Genomic DNA, 16928 nt, shown 5'->3' on the forward strand with positions numbered 1-16928 from the left:
CCCGCTGGCACCCCACGCACACCGCGCTGGCACGGCAGGATCTCAGCCGTCGTCCTCCATCGCTACCGGCACGCTGTCGTCCAGTCCTGCCCAGGACTCGCGCGGCGGCGCGACCCGGCGCCCCTGCGGGCAGATCCGGGCGAAGTCGCACCACCCGCACAACGCCGACGGCTCCGGCGGGAACACCTCGTCCGCCTCGGCCGGAGTCAACCCTCCGTGCCACCGGGCCTCGGCCGCGGCGGCGTCGTCCGCGATCGACTCGGCCCGGCGCTGGTGCCGTGCCAGGGAGGCGTCGTCGTGGTCCGCGGCGGCGACCGTGTTCGTCGGCAGGTGGTGCAGCTCGACCCGGGTGCACGGCCGGTGGAGCACCCGGCGCGCACCCAGCACGTACAGCGCCATCGCCAGCGACGACCGCGCGTCCGTCGGCGTCAGCGGACGGCGGCCGGTCTTGTAGTCGACGATCGCGAGCTCGGTCCCGCCGCTGCCGTCACGCGCCGGCCGCTCGTCGATCCGGTCCACCCGGCCGCGCAGCGACGCCCGCTCGGTCGTGAACGCGACCGTGCGCTCCACGCCGCGCGGCTCGTAGTACGGGTCGGAGTCGCGCAGGTAGCCGAGCACCATCGACGTCGACCGCTCGCGCCAGTCCAGCGACTGCACCTCGTCCCGGAAGCCCTCGCTGCGCCAGCTCGACCGCATCTTGGCGACCACTTCGTCCGGCGTACGACGGGAGGCCGGCCAGCGGCCGAAGAAGTCGGCGAGCACCTCGTGGACGACCGCCCCGACCGTGTTGTGCGCCCACGGCGGACCCTTCGGCGGCCGGGGCGTCTCGAGGTAGGTGTAGCGGTACTTCCGCTTGCAGTCGGCGAAGGTGAGCAGCTTGGTCGGGGTCGCGACGAACAGCCGGGTCGGCATCCCCGGCAGCATGTCGGGCGTCCCGGCCCGCCCTGACTCGGACATGTCAGCCCGCCTTGATGAAGTCGGCCACCGCGTCCGCCACCAACTGGACGGCGATCGCGCTCAGCAGCAGGCCGGCGATCCGGGTGACCAGGAGTACGCCGTTCTCCCCGAGGACGCGCATGATCACGCCGGAGAACCGCAGGGTCAGCCACATCACCAGGTGGATCAGCACGATGCCGACCGAGATCGCCACCACGTCCGGCACCGCGCCGTCCGCCCGCTGCACGAAGACCATCGTGGCCACGATCGCGCCGGGACCGGCGAGGAGCGGAGTCCCGAGCGGGACGAACGCGATGTTCACGTTCTTCGTCTGGACCGGATCCTCGGCGGTGTCGGTCAGCAGTTGGAGCGCGATCAGCAGGAGCAGCAGGCCGCCGGCGCACTGCAGCGCCGGCAGGGTGATGCCGAGGTGGTGCAGGATCTGCTGGCCGAACGCGGCGAACGCCACGATCACGCCGAAGGCGACCAGCACCGCCTGCCAGGCGGCCTTCTTCCGGACCGCGCGGGACTGGCCGGCGGTCAGCGAGATGAACACCGGCACCGTGCCCGGCGGGTCCATGATCACGAACAGCGTGACCACGACCTCGCTGAGCAGTCCCCAGTTGATGACGTCGTTCACGGCAGGTAGACCTCGGGCACCTGGGCCTCGGAGGCCGCGGCGTTCGCCTTGGCGATCTCGAGGAGCCGCTCGAACTGCTCCGGCTCGGTGGAGTTCACCCCCAGGTCGTGGTCGATCTTGCCGGCGCCGTGGTGGTCGCTGGACCCGGTGTAGACGATGCCGAGCTCCCGGGCGATCCCGCGCAGCTCGGCCCGGGACTCCGGCGAGTGGTCCTGGTGGTCGACCTCGATCCCGGCCAGGCCGTGCTCCTCGACCAGCCGGGCGATGGTGTCCGCGGTGATCACCTTGTAGCTGGACCGGCCCCACGGGTGCGCGATCACCGGGACGCCGCCGGCCGCGCGGACCAGGTCGATCGCGCGCCCCGGATCGATCGCGTAGTGCGACACGTGACCGGGTTTGCCGTCGGCGAGGAACCGGTCGAAGGCCTCGCTCCGGTTCGCGACCGTGCCGTTGGCGACCAGCGCGTCGGCCACGTGCGGCCGGCCGACCGACGGCGTACCGGTCGCCTGGGCGAGCACCTCGTCGACGGTCAGCGGTACGCCGAGGCCGTTCAGGCGGGCCACGATCGAGGGGATCCGGTCGGTGCGGCCGTCGCGGACGATCCGCAGCTCCTCGGCGAGCCCGGGGTACGACGGGTCCGGCAGGTAGCCGAGCAGGTGGACGCTGATGCCCCGGAGTTTGCAGGAGATCTCGATCCCGGGAACGAACCCGATCCCGAGCTCCTCCGCGGCGCGCCGGCCGTCGGCCCACCCGTCGGCCGTGTCGTGATCCGTGAGCGCGATCACGTCCAGGCCGGCCCGCTTGGCGTGCCCCATCAGGACGTCCACCGGGTCGGTGCCGTCCGAGCGGTTCGAATGGGTGTGCAGGTCGATACGCACGAGCGGTGCCGGATCCCTTCGATCGAGGACTGTCAGGCCTGATGCTATCCGTGACCGCCCCCGGAACCCGTCCGTTGTCCCCAGGCACCGCCTAGGCTGTGGAGGCATGGAAGCGCACCGGGTCGACTGTGTCGGGGCCCTCGTGTACGACGACCAGGGCCGGCTGCTCGTGGTCCGGCGGGCCAACGAGCCCGGTCGCGGCCTGTGGTCGCTGCCGGGTGGGCGGGTCGAGCCGGGTGAGGACGATCAGGCCGCGGTCGCGCGTGAGGTCGCGGAAGAGACCGGACTCACGGTCAGGGTCGGCCCGTTGGTCGGCGAAGTCGAACGCGAGGGACCGAACGGCGTGCTGTACGTGATCCGTGACTACGAGGCGAAGGCGGTCGGCGGCGACCTGCGGGCCGGTGACGACGCGTCGGATGCCAGGTTCGTCACCCGCGCGGAGTTCCTGGCACTGCCGACCACCACGCTGCTGGTGTCGACCCTCGATCAGTGGCAGGCGCTGCCCGGATGATCGTGCGCGCGATCGAAGAGAACGCCGCCGAGCTCCTGATGGCGATGGGCGCTGCCGGCGGTGGGGTGCAGCGGGACGACGGCACGGTCCGCTGGACGATCGGCGGTTCCCCGCTCGACTACCACAACGCGGTCGTCGCGGCCGATCTGCCGGACGCCGAGGCCGATCGAGTGATCGCGGAATCCGTGCAGGAGTTGAGGGATCGGGCCGTGCCCGGGTGCTGGCACGTAGGGCCGTCGATGCGCCCGGCGGATCTCGGCCGGCGACTGCTCGCCGCCGGTTTCCGGGACGGCGGCAGCGAACCGGGCATGGCGGTGGAGCTGGCCGGGCTGCGACGGCCGGCTGCGGTCCCCGGGCTCGAGATCACGCGGGTGGACACCGAGGACCAACTGAACGTCTGGGAGAACACGCTCGGTCGTGGCTTCGGCGAGGGTGAGCGGGAAGCCCGCTGGGTCGCCGGCGTCTACCGCCGCCTCGGCCTCGCCGACCCGTGGCGGCACTACCTCGGGCGGCTGGACGGCGCGCCGGTCGCGACGATCACCGTCTTTCTCGCGGCCGGTGTCGCCGGGGTGTACTTCGTGATGACCGTCCCCGAGGCCCGCCGACGCGGCATCGGGGCCGCGGTCACGTACACCGCGCTACGAGAGGTGCACGACGTCGAGTACGCCGTACTCGGCTCGTCAGCCGCCGGACGGTCGGTCTACGCCTCTCTCGGGTTCCAGCAGCACTGCACGATCGACCTCTACGAGTGGGCGGGGACGGGCTGAGCAACCGCTGTGCGCTCGCGGAGGAGCAGGACGGCGTTGACGAGTACGACGACGCCGGTGAGCGCGTGGACGCCGAGCGCAGTCGCGACGGTGCCGCCATGGGTCAGGACGACGACCATGTCGACGAACGGGATGATCGCCAGGACGGCCAGCACGACACCGGTCGCGCGCCGCTCACGCAGGGCGAGCAGGACCAGGATGATCAGCCCACAGGCGATGTCGCGGATCCCCTTGACGGCGAGATAACCGGCCGCCGCGCCGGTGGGCCAGGACTCGGTGCCGAAACCCGCGGCGGCACCCTGCGGATCGAGCAACAGGAACCGCACGCCGAACGAGATCGGGAACAGGCCGAGCAGGATGGTGAGGACAGTGGTGAAACGGCGCATGACAGGCTCCTGAATCTAGCGTTGCTAACCTTTCTAGTGACGCTAGCACTGCCATCGCTAGATTGTCTAGCAGTGCTAGAGTTCGGTCATGCCGAGTGAGTCACGCAGAGAGCGGGCCCGGGCGGAGCGCCGGGAGCTGATCGTCCGGACCGCCCGGGAGCTGGCTGAGGCCGAGGGCTGGGAGGCGGTCACCACGCGGCGGCTCGCGGAGCAGGTCGACTACAGCCAGCCGGTGCTCTACGGGCACTTCGCGAACATGGACGCGATCGCCGCGGCCGTCGCGTTGCAGGGGTTCGAGGAGCTGGCCGTCGTACTCCGGGAAGGGCGTGCGGGCGACGGGTTGCGCGGGCTCGCGAAGGCCTACCTCAGGTACGCCGAGGAGCACCCGGCGATGTACGACGCGATGTTCGTCCGGCGGACCGACCTGGTGTTCGGGGCGACGGAAACGCCGGCCGTGCTCCGGCAGGCGTTCGCGGAGATCCTGGCCGCGGTCACGCCCCACGTGACGACGGATGCCGAGACAGCGACCGAGGTGTTCTGGGGCGCGCTGCACGGGCAAGCGACGCTCAACCGGGGCGCCCGGATGCGGCCGGAACACCGGCAGGCGCGCGCGGACCTGCTGGTCGACCTATTCGTTGTTCCAGCGGTGGACGGCGGGTGAGCCGCGTTCCCAGCCGAGCACCGAGATCGTGGCGGTGTCGAGCACGAAGTGGCGACCCTCGGTGACGTCGAGCTCGAGCCACCGGGCGGTGAGCGCGCGCAACGCGTGTGAGTGACCGAAGACGAGTACGTCCCCGTCGACCGCGGCGATCCGGGCGTTGACCCGGTCGAGGCGGGTGGCGACCTGGGCCGGCGTTTCCCCGTTGGGTACCGGATGCGACCAGACCGTCCACCCCGGAACGGTCCTGCGGATCTCCGCGGTGGTGATGCCTTCGTAGTCCCCGTAGTCCCACTCGACCAGGTCGTCGTCGACCTCGGCCTCGGGGAAGCCCGCGAGTTCCGCCGTCCGGCGCGCGCGTTCCCGCGGTGACGTCAGCACCAGCTCGAAGGACGCTTCGGCCAACCGCGCCTTCAGTGAGGCCGCGACCTGCTCGCCCTCCGCGGTCAGCGGAAGGTCGGTCACCGACGTGTGCCGGCCCGACCTGCTCCACTCGGTCTCACCGTGCCGGATCAGGAAGAGCTGGTCCTTCCGTTCCTGTGTGGTCACGGTTTCATCGTCGCAGATGACACGCGAGCCCTTGACCAACCCGCCCCGGACAAGGCAGGGTCGAAAACTGTAAGCGCTTCCACTCCGACCCCAGGAGCCAGCAGTGCCCTCCGGACCCAGCGGACGGCCGCCGACGATCTACGACGTCGCGGCCCGCGCGAAGCTGTCCATCGCGACGGTTTCGCGGGTTCTGCAAGGGACCGGACCGGTGTCGGAGAAGGCGCGGACGCGGGTCGACCAGGCGGCACGCGAGCTCAACTACGTACCGCTGCGCGCCGCCCGAAGCCTGGCGGTACAACGGCACGAGGCGCACGGGCTCGTGCTGCCCGACCTGGCCGGCCCGTTCTACGGCGACCTGCTGATGGGGTACGAGCGCTGGGCCGGCGAGCACGGCCAGAGCGTGATCATCACGGTCACCCACGGCAACCCCGACCCCCGCCGGACGATCCGCGACCTGGCCGGCCGGGTCGACGGGATCGTTGTCCATGGCAACGCTCTCGACCTGCCGACGATCCAGAGCCTACGCCGCGCCGACGTACCGATCGTGCTGATCGCCCGGCCGCCGGTCACCGGCTGCGACTCGGTCCGCAGCGAGAGCGCGGCCAGTGCCGAGCAGCTGACCACGCGGCTGCTCGACCACGGCCGCACCAGCCTGCTCTTCGTCGGCGACCCGGCCACGTCGTACGACGTCTCCGAGCGGTACGCCGGGTTCGCGAAGGCGCACGAGGCCCGCGGACTGCGCGCCCCGAAGCCGGAGCAGGTGCCGCTGACCGAGGAGGCCGGCGCCGCGGTCACCGAAAGGGTGCTCAAGGCAAAGAAACGTCCCGACGGGCTGGTCTGCGCGAACGACGAGCTCGCGCTCGCGGCCGTGGACACGCTGACGGCGAACGACGTCGACGTACCCGGTCAGCTCGTGGTGACCGGGTGGGACGACGTGATGGCGGCACGGTACGTGTCGCCCGGGCTGACCACGGTGCGGCAGCCGATGACCGAGCTCGGCCGGCTGGCCGCGCAACGACTCCACGAGCGGGTGACCGGCGAACGGACGCGCGCGCGGAACGACGTACTGGCGACACAACTCGTGCTGCGGGACAGCTGCGGCACGGGCTCCACGGGGCTGCAGCAGTAACCGACTGAGGAGAACAGATGATCACCCACAGCATCCGCCGCCGGCTGGTGATCGGCAGCGCTGCGATCACCGCCACCGCCCTTGCCCTGGCAGGGTGTGGCCGGTCGGAGGACACCCCCGCGGGGGGTTCGCAGCCGACCACGACGGTCAGCGAGGGGCCGGCCACCGGCAACCTGACCGTCTGGGCGATGGGCACCGAGGGCGAGAACCTGCCCAAGCTGATGCAGCAGTTCCAGCAGGCGAACCCGGGTGCGAAGGTGACCGTGACGCCGATCCCGTGGGACTCGGCCCACAACAAGTTCACCACCGCGATCACCGCGCAGACGCTGCCGGACGCGGCCATGGTCGGCACCACCTGGATGGGCGAGTTCGCCGACCTGGGCGCGCTCGACCCGACCCCGGAGGGCTTCGACAACGAGGGCTTCTACCCCGGCGCCCTGGACACCACGAAGGTCGGCGGGACGCAGTACGGCGTTCCCTGGTACGTCGAGACGCGGTTGGTGTACTACCGCAAGGACCTGGCCGCGAAGGCCGGGATCACCGAGCCGCCGACCGACTGGGACGGCCTGAAGGCGATGGCCAAGGCGATGAAGGAGAAGGCCGGCGCCAGGTACGGCATCAACCTGCAGCCGGGCGGCAGCGGGTCCTGGCAGACGGTCATGCCGTTCGCGTGGTCGGCCGGCGCCGAGCTGACCACCGACGACCAGAAGGAGTTCACCTTCGACACGCCGGAGATGCAGGAGGGGCTGGAGTACTACCAGAGCTTCTTCACCGAGAAGCTGGCCGGCACCGACCTGCCGCCGAACCAGACCGAGGCGCAGTTCGTCAACGGCCAGGTGCCGATGTTCATCTCCGGGCCGTGGATGGCGGGCTCGGTCGCCAAGCTCGGCGGGGACGCGATCAAGCCGAACATCGGGGTCTTCGAGATCCCGAAGAACAAGACGTCCACGTCGTTCGTGGGTGGCTCCAACTTCGTCGTGTTCAAGACGTCGAAGAACAAGGACAGCGCGTGGAAGCTGGTCAAGTTCCTGTCCGACCCGAAGACGCAGGCCGAGTGGTTCAAGATGTCGTCCGACCTGCCCGCGGTGAAGAGCGCGTGGGAGGACCCGAGCATCGCGTCCGACCCGCTGCTGCCGGTGTTCGGCAAGCAGCTGGAGTCGGCCAAGGCGCCGCCGGCGATCGTGAACTGGGAGCAGGTCGCGAACGCCTTCGACACGGAGATCGAGAAGATGGCGAAGGCCGGTCAGTCGCCGGCGGACACCGCCAAGGCCACGCAGACCAAGGCCACGTCGATCGGCACCGGTAGCTGATCCCCGATGAGTCAGAAGACGGCTCCCGCCGGGGCGCGACGCGTCCCGGCGGGCGGACCCCCACCGGTGACGGACTCCGGCAAGCGACCGCGGCGGGGGCGGTTGGATCAGCAGACGGTGACGGCGTGGATTCTGGTGTTGCCGTTCGCGGTGCTGTTCCTGGCGTTCACGGCGGGGCCGGTGCTGGGGTCGTTGGCGACGAGTTTCACCGACATGCGGCAGCGGGACCTGCGGACGCCGTTCGCGGTGAACGGGGTCGGGTTCGAGAACTACGTGAAGGCGTTCCAGGACGAGACCTTCCGCAAGGCCGCGTTCAACACGGCGTACTTCGTCGTCCTCGGCGTCCCGCTGACGCTCGTCGTCGCGCTGGCCGCGGCGGTGCTGCTGGACCGCGGGCTGAAGAAGTTCCAGAGCGTGTTCAAGGTCGGCTACTACCTGCCGGTGGTGACCTCGATCGTCGCGATCGCGGTGATCTGGCGGTTCGTGCTCGCCCCGGAGGCCGGGCTGCTGAACACCGTGCTCGGCTGGGTCGGCGTCGAGGGACCGAACTGGCTGGCGTCGAAGACCTGGGCGATGCCGTCGCTGATCGCGATGGCGGTCTGGCGGAACTTCGGCGCCGCGATGATCATCTTCCTGGCCGGGCTGCAGGGCATCCCGCAGACCGTCGAGGAGGCCGGCCAGATCGACGGTGCGGGGCCGTGGCAACGGTTCCGCTACCTGATCCTGCCGCTGCTGCGGCCGACCGTGCTGTTCACCAGCGTGACCACCGGCATCGGCTACCTGCAGTTCTTCGAGGAGCCGTTCGTGATGACCGAGGGTGGTCCGCTGAACAGCACGATCTCGGTGTCGATGTACACCTACCAGCAGTTCGGCTTCGGCAACTACGGCCTGGCCACGTCGATGGCGTACATCCTGTTCGTCGTCATCGCGGTGGTCACGTTCATCCAGTTCCGGCTGCTGAGGGAGAAGTGATGCGCCGCACCTGGTGGATCTACCTGATCGGAGTCCTCGGCCTGGTCACGGTCGCGGCGCCGTTCGCCTGGATGGTGCTCGGCAGCTTCAAGACCCAGGGCGAGCTGCTCCGGGTCCCGCCGACGTGGTGGCCGGAGCAGCCGACCGGCCAGAACTACGCGGACCTGTTCAACAAGGCGAACTTCCCGCGCTACTTCCTCAACTCGACGCTGGTCGCGCTGGCGGTGACAGCGGGGAACCTGGCCTTCTGCTCGATGATCGGCTACGCGCTGGCCAAGCTGCGGTTCAAGGGCCGCAACGCCCTGTTCGTGCTGGTGATGGCCACGCTGATGATCCCCGGCATGGTCACGTTCGTGCCGCTGTTCGTGCTGGTCACCAACGCCGGGCTGGCGAACAGCTTCCCCGGCCTGATCCTGCCGTTCCTGGTCTCGCCGTTCGGCGTGTTCCTGATGCGGCAGTTCTTCTCCGGTCTGCCGGACGACCTGATGGACGCCGGCCGGGTGGACGGCAGCAGCGAGCTCGGCATCTTCGCCCGGATCATGCTGCCGCTGACCAGACCCGCCCTGGCCACGCTCGGCATCCTGACCTTCCTCGGCTCGTGGAACAACTTCCTCTGGCCGCTGGTGATCGCCCAGACCGAGAACATGTACACCCTGCCCGTCGCCCTGGCGCTGTACTCGAAAGGCCAGAACGCGCAGAACTTCGGCCTGCTGATGGCCGGCGCGGTCGTGGTCGTCGTACCGGTGCTGGTGATGTTCCTGGCCTTCCAGCGGCACGTCACCAAGGGCATCGCGATCACGGGCATCAAATAGACCCCCTTCTCTGGAGACAAGATGACCGCCAACATCAGTCGCCGCACACTGCTCGCCACCACCGGCTCCGTCGCTCTGATCGGTGCCACCAGTGGTACGACGTACGCCGGAAAGCCTGACCCCGGCGCATTGCTCAAAGGGAACTGGAAGCCCAGCAAGGCAGATCGCGCGCTCGTCGGCCGCTGGGCCCGGGACACCTGGCGCAGCCTGGTCGCGATGACCGACGAGAAGACCGGGCTGCCCGCCGACAACATCGGCGCCTCGGTCACGGACCCGGTCCGCAGCCGCTACACCTCCCCCACCAACATCGGCGGCTACCTGTGGAGCACGGTCGTCGCCCGGCACCTCGGCATCATCTCGCCGCAGGAGTCGTACCGCCGGATCACCCAGACCCTGACCACGATGACCAAGGTCGACCACCACGAGCCGAGCGGCATGTACTTCAACTGGTACGACGAGTCCACTGGCGAGGTGCTGTACACGGACCCGGACGGCACCCGGCCGATCACGCCGTTCGTGTCGAGTGTCGACAACGGCTGGTTCGCGGCCGCGCTGATGGTGGTCCGGAACGCCGAGCCGCGGGCCCGCGCGCTCGCCGAGCACCTGCTGGGCAAGATGAACTTCGCCTTCTACTACAACCCGGCGGCCCGGCCCGGTGGGCTGATGCGCGGTGGCTTCTTCGAGACCTCGCCGCCGGACGAGGAGACCGACAAGGGCAACCACGCCGGCGTCGGCCCGGACGTGTACTACCGCAAGTTCCACTACGACACCTGCAACACCGAGGCGCGGATCGCGCCGTACATCGGGTTCGCGCTCGGACAGGTGCCGCACACGCAGTACTTCGCCACCTACCGGACGTTCCCGGACTCGTGCGACTGGTCCTGGGTCGAGCAGCGGCCGAAGGGGGTCCACCGGACGTACCTCGGCCTGGACGTCTTCGAGGGCACGTACTCGTACCGCGGGATGCGGCTGGTGCCGTCGTGGGGCGGCGACATGTTCGAGTCGCTGATGCCCGACCTGTTCGTGCCGGAGTCGCGGTGGGCGCCGCGCAGCTGGGGCATCAACCACCCGCTGACCGTGCGCGCGCACATCGAGCACGGTCTCGAGGACGCGAGGTACGGCTACTGGGGCTTCTCCCCCGCCTCGAACCCCAAGGGTGGGTACTCCGTCTACGGCGTGGACGCGATCGGGATGGATCCGGGCGGCTACCCGTCCGACCTGGAGGCGACCAACTACGACGCCGGCTTCGAGGGCTGCCGGGAGGGCACGAACCCGAACCCGACGTTCGGCGACGGCGTGGTCACCCCGCACGCCGCCTTCCTGGCGATGCAGTACGCGCCGCGGCAGGCGATCGACAACCTCGCGAAGATCGAGAAGAACCTGAAGGCGTACGCCGGTGGCGGCTTCTACGACTCGGTTGCGGTCCGCTCCGGCCTGATCGCCAAGCGGTACCTGTCGCTCGACCAGGCCATGGTGATGGGTGCCATCGGCAATGTCTTCGCCCACGACGTGATCCGGCGGAACTTCAGCAGCCGGCAGGTCGAGCGCCGGATCCGGCCGCTGATCGCGATGGAGAAGTTCGAGTCCGGCCTCGAGTAGGACGACACGGGAGAGAGTTCTTGATGCAGCACGACGACGCCAAGGCCGACTGGGACGCGCGGATCGCGGTCCGCAGCGACGAGGACCGGGAGTTCACCTTCCCCGACCTCGATCCCCCCAAGGAAGTCACCGCGGTCGGCGGGGCCGGCCAGGTGACGATCGACTGGTCGCCGGTGGACGGCGCCTCCGGGTACCTGATCCTGCGCGGGACGGGTGACCACGGTCCGCTCGAGCCGGTCGACCACCACAGCGGCGATGTCCTGTCGGTCCCGGCGCCGCCGTACGTCGACACCACGTGCACCTCGGGGACGCCGTACCGGTACGCGGTCGCGAGCGTTCCCGAGGTGACCGTGGCCGGGCGGCCGAGCGCGGTCGTCGGCGCGGTCCCACTGGTTGCCGACGGCACCGTGCCGGTCGTGTCGGTGACCGTCGACGCGCGCGCCGAGGGCACCGAGCTGCCCATGCCGTGGGTGCCGATGATCGGCAGCGAGCGGCTCAGCCAACTGCTCTGCACGGACCTCAGCGGCGGCCACGAGATCGGCGTCGAGCTCGAGCAGGCGCTGCGCCGGATGCACGACGAGATCGGGGTCCGCACGGTCCGGGCGCACGCGATCTTCCACGACGACACCCGGGTCTACACCGAGGTCGACGGCGAACCGGCGTACGACTTCTCCGTGGTGGACGCGATCTACGACAAGCTGCTCGCGATCGGCCTGCGGCCGGTGGTCGAGCTCGGGTTCATGCCGCGGGACCTGGCCAGTGACCCGTCGAAGACGGTGTTCGCGTACGGCGCGATCATCTCGCCGCCGAAGTCGTACGAGCGCTGGCACGACCTGGTCCGCGCGCTGGTGCGGCACCTGGTCGAGCGGTACGGCCTCGACGAGGTGCTCACCTGGGACTTCGAGGTCTGGAACGAGGCCAACCTCGAGGTCTTCTGGTCCGGCACCAAGGCCGAGTGGCTCCACCTGTACGACGCCACCGCGGCGGCCGTGAAGTCGGTCGACGCCCGGCTCGCGGTCGGCGGTCCGTCGTCGGCCGCCGCCGGCTGGGTCGACGACCTGCTGGCGCACGCGGCCGCGCACGGCACCCCGGTCGACTTCGTGTCCACGCACACCTACGGGAGCCCGCCGCTCGACGTCCGGGCCTCGATGGACCGGCACGGCTTCAGCGACGCACGGATCCTGTGGACCGAGTGGGGCGTGACGCCGACCCACTTCAACCCGATCAACGACTCGGTGTTCTCCGGAGTGTTCCTGCTGCGCGGGATGCGGTCCGCGGCGGGCCGGGTAGACGCGCTGGCCTACTGGGTCGCGTCGGACCACTTCGAGGAGCTGGGCCGCCCGCCGCGCCTGCTGCACGGCGGCTTTGGGCTGCAGACGGTGGGTGGGTTGGCGAAGCCGCGGTACCACGCGATGACCATGCTGAGCCGGCTCGGTCCGATCGAGCTGCCGGTGAGCTTGACCGGTGACGGTGGTGGGAGCCTGGTGGAGGCGTGGGCGTCCCGTGCCGACGACCGGATCGCCGTACTGGTGTGGAATCTCACCCTCGACCAGACGAAGGCCGACGGCGCGCCCGAGCTGTCCAGGACGGTCCGGGTCGAGCTGCCCGGCGTGGACCCGTCCTGGCAGGCCACGGCGACCACGCTGGGCATCGGGGCGGGTGATATCGCGACCGCCGCCGCCGAGCTCGGCCTCGGCGACTGGCCGACCGACGAGCAGCTGACCGAGCTGGCCGAACGCAGCCGGCTGGTCAGTACTCCGCTGGCACGGGACGGGTCAGCCGTCGAGCTGACGCTGCCGATGCCTTCCGCCGTCCTGCTGGAGCTTGCGCCACCTCGTCGAGGTTGACCGCCTCCTGGATCCAGCGTTCGACGCCCGCGATGTGCACCGTCGCCCAGGACCTCGCCACCTCCGGCTCGCGCCCCTCGATCGCGTCGAGGATCGCCCGGTGCTCGGCCAGGGTCCGGGCGACGGCGTCGTTCTGGGTCAGGCCACGCCAGATCCTGGCCCGGTACGTCGGCTGGCGCAGGCTGTCGATGATCGAGGCCAGCGCGCGGTTGCCGCTGCCGACCGCGAGCAACCGGTGGAACTCCACGTCACTGGCGAGCAGGTCCTCCACCGACGGCTCCGGACCGAGCTCGTCCAGTAGCTTGCGGAGCGCGGCGATGTCCTCGTCGGCCATCCGCAGGGCGGCCCGCGCGGCCGCGGCCGGCTCGAGGATCCGCCGTACCTCGAAGAACTCCAGCACCGAGGCGTCCTGGTGCAGGTCGAGGACGAAGCCCATCGTCTCCATCAGCAGGGCCGGGTCGAGGCTGGTCACGAAGGTGCCGTCACCCTGACGGACCTCGAGCACCCGGATCAGCGCGAGCGCCTTGACCGCCTCCCGCAGGGAGTTCCGGGACAGGCCGAGCCGCGCCGCCAGGTCCGGCTCGCGCGGCAGCCGGTCGCCGGGCCGCAGCTCACCGGCCACGATCATCTGCTTGATCCGGTCGATCGCCTCGTCGGTGACCCGCACGCGCACCTCCTGACCTGCCGGGTGGAAACATCCGATGTCAGCCTGACACACATCGGATGTCTGGGCGAGTTTTCCGCCTGATCGACGACTTTCTGCCCTGAAATAAGGCCACGAGCTGTTGACTCATGTCAAGGGGACGACATATAGATCGGATGAATCACTCGCATTTCTTCGAGGTTTCCCCTGGAGGTCAGGATGTACCGAACACCAGCGCGAGCCCGCCGCTGGGCGATCGCGACCCTGTCGGCTCTCGCCCTCACGGCCGTGGCCGCGTGCGGGGGCAACGACGGCAGCGGCGGTGGCGACAGCTCCGGGTCGGCCGACAAGGCGGACCTGACCTGGTCGTTCTGGGTCGGCGGCACCGAGGACCAGGCGGCCTGGCAGAAGGTGGCCGACCAGGCCACCACCGACCACCCCGGCATCACCGTCAAACTCCAGGGCACCGACTGGAACAACTACTGGGCCAAGATCGGCACGCTGCTGGCCAGCGGCAAGGCGCCGTGCATCATCGGCATGCAGAGCCTGCGGCTGGCGTCGTACGCGAACGCCATGCTCCCGCTCGACGAGCTGATGCAGAAGTACGGCCTGAAGACCGAGGAGTTCGACAAGCCGATCATGGACGGGCTGAAGTCCGACGGGAAGCAGATCGCGATCCCGTACGACTCCGGCCCGATGGTGATCTTCTACAACAAGAACCTGTTCAAGGCCGCCGGTGTCGCCGAGCCCAAGCCGGGCTGGACGATGGACGAGTTCAAGGCCGCGGCGAAGAAGCTCACCGGCGCGGGCCGGACCGGGCTGGTGACGACCCCCGGTGACCTCAGCGTGGCCGCCTGGGTCCGCACCCAGACCGGCGCGGAGCCGCTCGCCGACGGGAAGCTCGCGCTCACCGAGCAGAAGTTCGTCGAGGGCTTCGAGGGGTACGCCGACTTCGTCCGGACCGACAAGATCGCACCGCAGGTGCCGTCCGGCAGCACCGACTTCGAGACCACGCAGTTCGTCTCCGGCAAGTCGGCGATGCAGCTGAACGGGCCGTGGTCGCTGATCGACACCAAGGGCAAGGTCAAGTTCCAGCTCGGCGTCGCGCCGATCCCGGCCGGCCCGGACGGCTCCAAGACGTACACCGCCGGCTCCGGGTTCGGCATCTCCCGGTCCTGCAAGACCCCGGACGCGGCCTTCCAGGCGATCATGTCGATGACCGGTGAGAAGCCGCTGACCACGCTGGCCGCGGCGGGACGCGCGTACCCGGCCCGCACCGCCGCCCACGACGCCTGGTTCGCCGCGGCGAAGATCGACGGCGCGAAGGAGACCCTGGACTACGCCTCGGAGAACTCGGTCCCGCTGGTGACCTCGAAGAACTGGGTCCAGGTGGCCGACCTGCTCAACCGCTTCGGCACCCAGGCGCTGAACGGCGAGGTCCCGCCGGACCAGGCGCTGAAGACCATCCAGGACCAGGCGGGCGCCGGATCCTGATGGCCGCCGTCAACACCACCACCGTCGCTCCGCCGGGTGCGCCTCCGGGTGCCGCTCCGGCGGGGCGCCGGCCCGGCCTGCGGCGGGACGGCCGGTACGCCGGGCTGTTCCTGGCGCCGAGCCTGGCCGGGCTGGCCCTGTTCACGCTGTTCCCGACCGCGATGGCCCTCGGGATCAGCCTGTTCGACTGGCCGGTGTTCGGCGAGCGCACGTTCCTCGGCATCGACAACTACACCCACCTGCTGAACGATCCGGTGTTCCGCCGGGTGGTGCTGAACACCACGCTGTTCGTGGTCCTGTACGTGCCGCTGAACGTGGTCGTCTCGCTCGGGCTCGCGGTCTGGCTCGGGCCGAAGATCCGCGGCCGGCAGGCGTTCCGGGTGCTGTTCTTCATCCCGGTGATGACGCCGATGGTGGCCAACGTGATGGTCTGGCGGCTGCTGTTCCAGCCGGGCGGCCTGATCGACACCGGGATGCAGAGCTGGTTCGGCGTCAACGCCCCGAACTTCCTCGGCTCGTCCAACTGGGCGATGCCGGCGATCGTGGCGATGTCGATCTGGCAGGGCTTCGGCTACAACTTCCTGGTCTTCTCCGCCGCCCTCGACCAGGTGCCGCAGTCGCAGCTGGAGTCGGCGCAGATCGACGGCGCCGGCCCGCTGCAGCGGTTCCGGTACGTGACCTGGCCGATGATCACGCCGTCGATCTTCTTCGCCACCACGATGACGCTGATCACCTCGTTCCAGGTGTTCGCGCAGCCGTTCATCCTGACCCAGGGCGGACCGGGCGTGTCCACCCAGACCATCGTCATGTACGTCTACAACCAGGGCTGGCAGTTCCTCACCATGGGGCTGGCGTCCGCGGCCGGCTGGGTGCTGTTCGTGATCATCATGGGCATCACCGCGATCCAGTTCTTCGGTCAGAAGCGGTGGGTGCACTATGACGTCTGAAACCAACGCCGTCAGCCGCCGGGTCCGCAGCGGCGTCTCACACGTGCTGCTGATCGTGGTCGCCATCCTCTTCCTCGGTCCGCTCGTGTACGCCGTCTCGACGTCGCTGAAACCGGCCGACGAGGTGTTCACCCCGACCCCGGAGCTGTTCGGCTCGGAGATCCGCTGGCAGAACTACGCCGACGCGTTCGCGTTCGCGCCGTTCGGCCGGTACTTCCTGAACAGCCTGTTCGTGGCGGTGGTCGGCACCCTGGTCGTGGTGGTCGCGTCGAGCATGTCGGCGTACGCGTTCGCCCGGCTGAAGTTCAGGGGCCGGGAGCAACTGTTCGTGCTGTTCCTGGGCACGCTGATGGTGCCGCAGGAGGTGCTGATCGTGCCGATGTACTGGCTGATGCAGTCGCTGGGCTGGGTGGACAGCTACTGGGCGCTGATCCTGCCCTGGGCGTTCACCGCGTTCGGCACCTTCCTGCTCCGGCAGTTCTTCCTGACCGTCCCGGCCGAGCTCGAGGAGGCCGCCCGGGTGGACGGGTGCGGGCCGATCCGCTCGTTCCTGCGGATCATGCTGCCGCTGGCCCGGCCGGCCATCGCGGTGCTGACCGTGTTCACCTTCATCAGCTTCTGGGGCAGCTTCCTGTGGCCGCTGATCGTCGTCAACAGCATCGAGGACAAGGGCACCGTGCCGCTCGGCCTGGCCCAGTTCATCGGCCAGCAGGGCACCCAGTGGAATCTCATGATGGCCGCGTCCGTGCTGGCGATGCTGCCGACCGTCCTGCTCGTCGTCCTGCTGCAGAAACACCTCGTCCGCGGCCTGCTCGTCACCGGTCTGGGCGGCCGCTAACAACCCTCCGAA

18 protein-coding genes are annotated in these 16928 nt (G+C 69.6%); 12 read left to right on the forward strand and 6 right to left on the reverse strand.

Going from position 1 to position 16928, the window contains the following annotated elements:
• Positions 1 to 42 precede the first annotated feature (42 nt).
• The 3 genes from ACQPYZ_RS27530 to ACQPYZ_RS27540 are packed head-to-tail and all read right to left on the reverse strand — an operon-like array spanning position 43 to position 2454.
• Entirely contained in the window at positions 43 to 957 is a 915-nt protein-coding gene (locus ACQPYZ_RS27530) for a RecB family exonuclease (protein WP_433161164.1), read from the reverse strand.
• A 1-nt stretch (position 958) separates the two neighbouring features.
• Complete coding sequence (locus tag ACQPYZ_RS27535; RefSeq protein ID WP_433161165.1) at positions 959 to 1576, reverse strand: MarC family protein; 618 nt, start codon at positions 1574 to 1576, stop codon at positions 959 to 961.
• Entirely contained in the window at positions 1573 to 2454 is an 882-nt protein-coding gene (locus ACQPYZ_RS27540; protein WP_433161166.1) for a PHP domain-containing protein, read from the reverse strand. Before ACQPYZ_RS27540 ends, ACQPYZ_RS27535 begins: the two co-directional genes overlap by 4 nt.
• 106 nt (positions 2455 to 2560) lie before the next feature.
• Here ACQPYZ_RS27540 and ACQPYZ_RS27545 point away from each other — a divergent pair, with 106 nt between their 5' ends.
• Together ACQPYZ_RS27545 and ACQPYZ_RS27550 are read left to right on the forward strand one after the other, a co-directional pair.
• Positions 2561 to 2965, forward strand: coding sequence for an NUDIX hydrolase (locus ACQPYZ_RS27545; RefSeq protein WP_433161168.1), 405 nt, complete (start codon positions 2561 to 2563; stop codon positions 2963 to 2965).
• Complete coding sequence (locus ACQPYZ_RS27550) at positions 2944 to 3732, forward strand: GNAT family N-acetyltransferase (RefSeq protein WP_433161170.1); 789 nt, start codon at positions 2944 to 2946, stop codon at positions 3730 to 3732. The genes ACQPYZ_RS27545 and ACQPYZ_RS27550 overlap by 22 nt, the downstream gene beginning before the upstream one ends.
• Here the strand turns inward: ACQPYZ_RS27550 and ACQPYZ_RS27555 are convergent.
• Positions 3708 to 4118 carry a DUF4267 domain-containing protein gene (locus ACQPYZ_RS27555; RefSeq protein ID WP_433161171.1) on the reverse strand — a complete coding sequence of 137 codons (411 nt, stop codon included), beginning with the start codon at positions 4116 to 4118 and terminating at the stop codon, positions 3708 to 3710. The two genes, ACQPYZ_RS27550 and ACQPYZ_RS27555, sit on opposite strands and share 25 nt — an antisense overlap.
• A gap of 88 nt (positions 4119 to 4206) precedes the next feature.
• Here ACQPYZ_RS27555 and ACQPYZ_RS27560 point away from each other — a divergent pair, with 88 nt between their 5' ends.
• A complete protein-coding gene (locus ACQPYZ_RS27560; RefSeq protein ID WP_433161173.1) occupies positions 4207 to 4779 on the forward strand; it encodes a TetR/AcrR family transcriptional regulator in 573 nt (190 codons plus the stop codon).
• Here the strand turns inward: ACQPYZ_RS27560 and ACQPYZ_RS27565 are convergent.
• Positions 4747 to 5325: a histidine phosphatase family protein gene (locus tag ACQPYZ_RS27565; protein ID WP_433161174.1), complete on the reverse strand. Its 579-nt coding sequence runs from the start codon at positions 5323 to 5325 to the stop codon at positions 4747 to 4749. The two genes, ACQPYZ_RS27560 and ACQPYZ_RS27565, sit on opposite strands and share 33 nt — an antisense overlap.
• 103 nt (positions 5326 to 5428) lie before the next feature.
• Here ACQPYZ_RS27565 and ACQPYZ_RS27570 point away from each other — a divergent pair, with 103 nt between their 5' ends.
• The 6 genes from ACQPYZ_RS27570 to ACQPYZ_RS27595 are packed head-to-tail and all read left to right on the forward strand — an operon-like array spanning position 5429 to position 12994.
• Complete coding sequence (locus ACQPYZ_RS27570) at positions 5429 to 6454, forward strand: LacI family DNA-binding transcriptional regulator (protein WP_433161176.1); 1026 nt, start codon at positions 5429 to 5431, stop codon at positions 6452 to 6454.
• 17 nt (positions 6455 to 6471) lie between these two features.
• Positions 6472 to 7764, forward strand: coding sequence for a sugar ABC transporter substrate-binding protein (locus ACQPYZ_RS27575; protein ID WP_433161178.1), 1293 nt, complete (start codon positions 6472 to 6474; stop codon positions 7762 to 7764).
• A 6-nt stretch (positions 7765 to 7770) separates the two neighbouring features.
• Positions 7771 to 8736: a carbohydrate ABC transporter permease gene (locus ACQPYZ_RS27580; protein ID WP_433161179.1), complete on the forward strand. Its 966-nt coding sequence runs from the start codon at positions 7771 to 7773 to the stop codon at positions 8734 to 8736.
• Entirely contained in the window at positions 8736 to 9548 is an 813-nt protein-coding gene (locus tag ACQPYZ_RS27585) for a carbohydrate ABC transporter permease (protein ID WP_433161180.1), read from the forward strand. Before ACQPYZ_RS27580 ends, ACQPYZ_RS27585 begins: the two co-directional genes overlap by 1 nt.
• A 21-nt stretch (positions 9549 to 9569) precedes the next feature.
• On the forward strand, positions 9570 to 11147 hold the full coding sequence (locus ACQPYZ_RS27590; RefSeq protein ID WP_433161182.1) for a glucoamylase family protein: 1578 nt from the start codon (positions 9570 to 9572) through the stop codon (positions 11145 to 11147).
• A gap of 23 nt (positions 11148 to 11170) precedes the next feature.
• The gene (locus ACQPYZ_RS27595) at positions 11171 to 12994 is read left to right on the forward strand and encodes a GH39 family glycosyl hydrolase (RefSeq protein ID WP_433161183.1); all 1824 of its coding nucleotides are present in this window, start codon (positions 11171 to 11173) and stop codon (positions 12992 to 12994) included.
• Here the strand turns inward: ACQPYZ_RS27595 and ACQPYZ_RS27600 are convergent.
• The gene (locus ACQPYZ_RS27600; protein WP_433161185.1) at positions 12897 to 13661 is read right to left on the reverse strand and encodes a FadR/GntR family transcriptional regulator; all 765 of its coding nucleotides are present in this window, start codon (positions 13659 to 13661) and stop codon (positions 12897 to 12899) included. The genes ACQPYZ_RS27595 and ACQPYZ_RS27600 overlap by 98 nt on opposite strands.
• Before the next feature lie 195 nt (positions 13662 to 13856).
• Here ACQPYZ_RS27600 and ACQPYZ_RS27605 point away from each other — a divergent pair, with 195 nt between their 5' ends.
• The 3 genes from ACQPYZ_RS27605 to ACQPYZ_RS27615 are packed head-to-tail and all read left to right on the forward strand — an operon-like array spanning position 13857 to position 16916.
• Positions 13857 to 15131 carry an ABC transporter substrate-binding protein gene (locus tag ACQPYZ_RS27605; RefSeq protein ID WP_433161187.1) on the forward strand — a complete coding sequence of 425 codons (1275 nt, stop codon included), beginning with the start codon at positions 13857 to 13859 and terminating at the stop codon, positions 15129 to 15131.
• Entirely contained in the window at positions 15131 to 16078 is a 948-nt protein-coding gene (locus ACQPYZ_RS27610) for a carbohydrate ABC transporter permease (protein ID WP_433161189.1), read from the forward strand. Before ACQPYZ_RS27605 ends, ACQPYZ_RS27610 begins: the two co-directional genes overlap by 1 nt.
• A complete protein-coding gene (locus ACQPYZ_RS27615) occupies positions 16068 to 16916 on the forward strand; it encodes a carbohydrate ABC transporter permease (protein ID WP_433161190.1) in 849 nt (282 codons plus the stop codon). The genes ACQPYZ_RS27610 and ACQPYZ_RS27615 overlap by 11 nt, the downstream gene beginning before the upstream one ends.
• Positions 16917 to 16928: the final 12 nt, after the last annotated feature.

It is taken from the genome of Kribbella sp. CA-247076, assembly GCF_050942445.1.
Classification (GTDB): domain Bacteria; phylum Actinomycetota; class Actinomycetes; order Propionibacteriales; family Kribbellaceae; genus Kribbella.

Excerpts from the sequence above, each read along its gene's own strand:
- ACQPYZ_RS27610 (WP_433161189.1), top strand. The coding sequence starts at position 15,131 with ATGGCCGCCGTCAACACCACCACCGTCGCTCCGCCGGGTGCGCCTCCG.
- ACQPYZ_RS27590 (WP_433161182.1), top strand. The coding sequence starts at position 9,570 with ATGACCGCCAACATCAGTCGCCGCACACTGCTCGCCACCACCGGCTCC.
- ACQPYZ_RS27560 (WP_433161173.1), top strand. The coding sequence starts at position 4,207 with ATGCCGAGTGAGTCACGCAGAGAGCGGGCCCGGGCGGAGCGCCGGGAG.
- ACQPYZ_RS27575 (WP_433161178.1), top strand. The coding sequence starts at position 6,472 with ATGATCACCCACAGCATCCGCCGCCGGCTGGTGATCGGCAGCGCTGCG.
- ACQPYZ_RS27545 (WP_433161168.1), top strand. The coding sequence starts at position 2,561 with ATGGAAGCGCACCGGGTCGACTGTGTCGGGGCCCTCGTGTACGACGAC.
- ACQPYZ_RS27615 (WP_433161190.1), top strand. The coding sequence starts at position 16,068 with ATGACGTCTGAAACCAACGCCGTCAGCCGCCGGGTCCGCAGCGGCGTC.
- ACQPYZ_RS27605 (WP_433161187.1), top strand. The coding sequence starts at position 13,857 with ATGTACCGAACACCAGCGCGAGCCCGCCGCTGGGCGATCGCGACCCTG.
- ACQPYZ_RS27585 (WP_433161180.1), top strand. The coding sequence starts at position 8,736 with ATGCGCCGCACCTGGTGGATCTACCTGATCGGAGTCCTCGGCCTGGTC.
- ACQPYZ_RS27580 (WP_433161179.1), top strand. The coding sequence starts at position 7,771 with ATGAGTCAGAAGACGGCTCCCGCCGGGGCGCGACGCGTCCCGGCGGGC.
- ACQPYZ_RS27595 (WP_433161183.1), top strand. The coding sequence starts at position 11,171 with ATGCAGCACGACGACGCCAAGGCCGACTGGGACGCGCGGATCGCGGTC.
- ACQPYZ_RS27555 (WP_433161171.1), bottom strand. The coding sequence starts at position 4,118 with ATGCGCCGTTTCACCACTGTCCTCACCATCCTGCTCGGCCTGTTCCCG.
- ACQPYZ_RS27530 (WP_433161164.1), bottom strand. The coding sequence starts at position 957 with ATGTCCGAGTCAGGGCGGGCCGGGACGCCCGACATGCTGCCGGGGATG.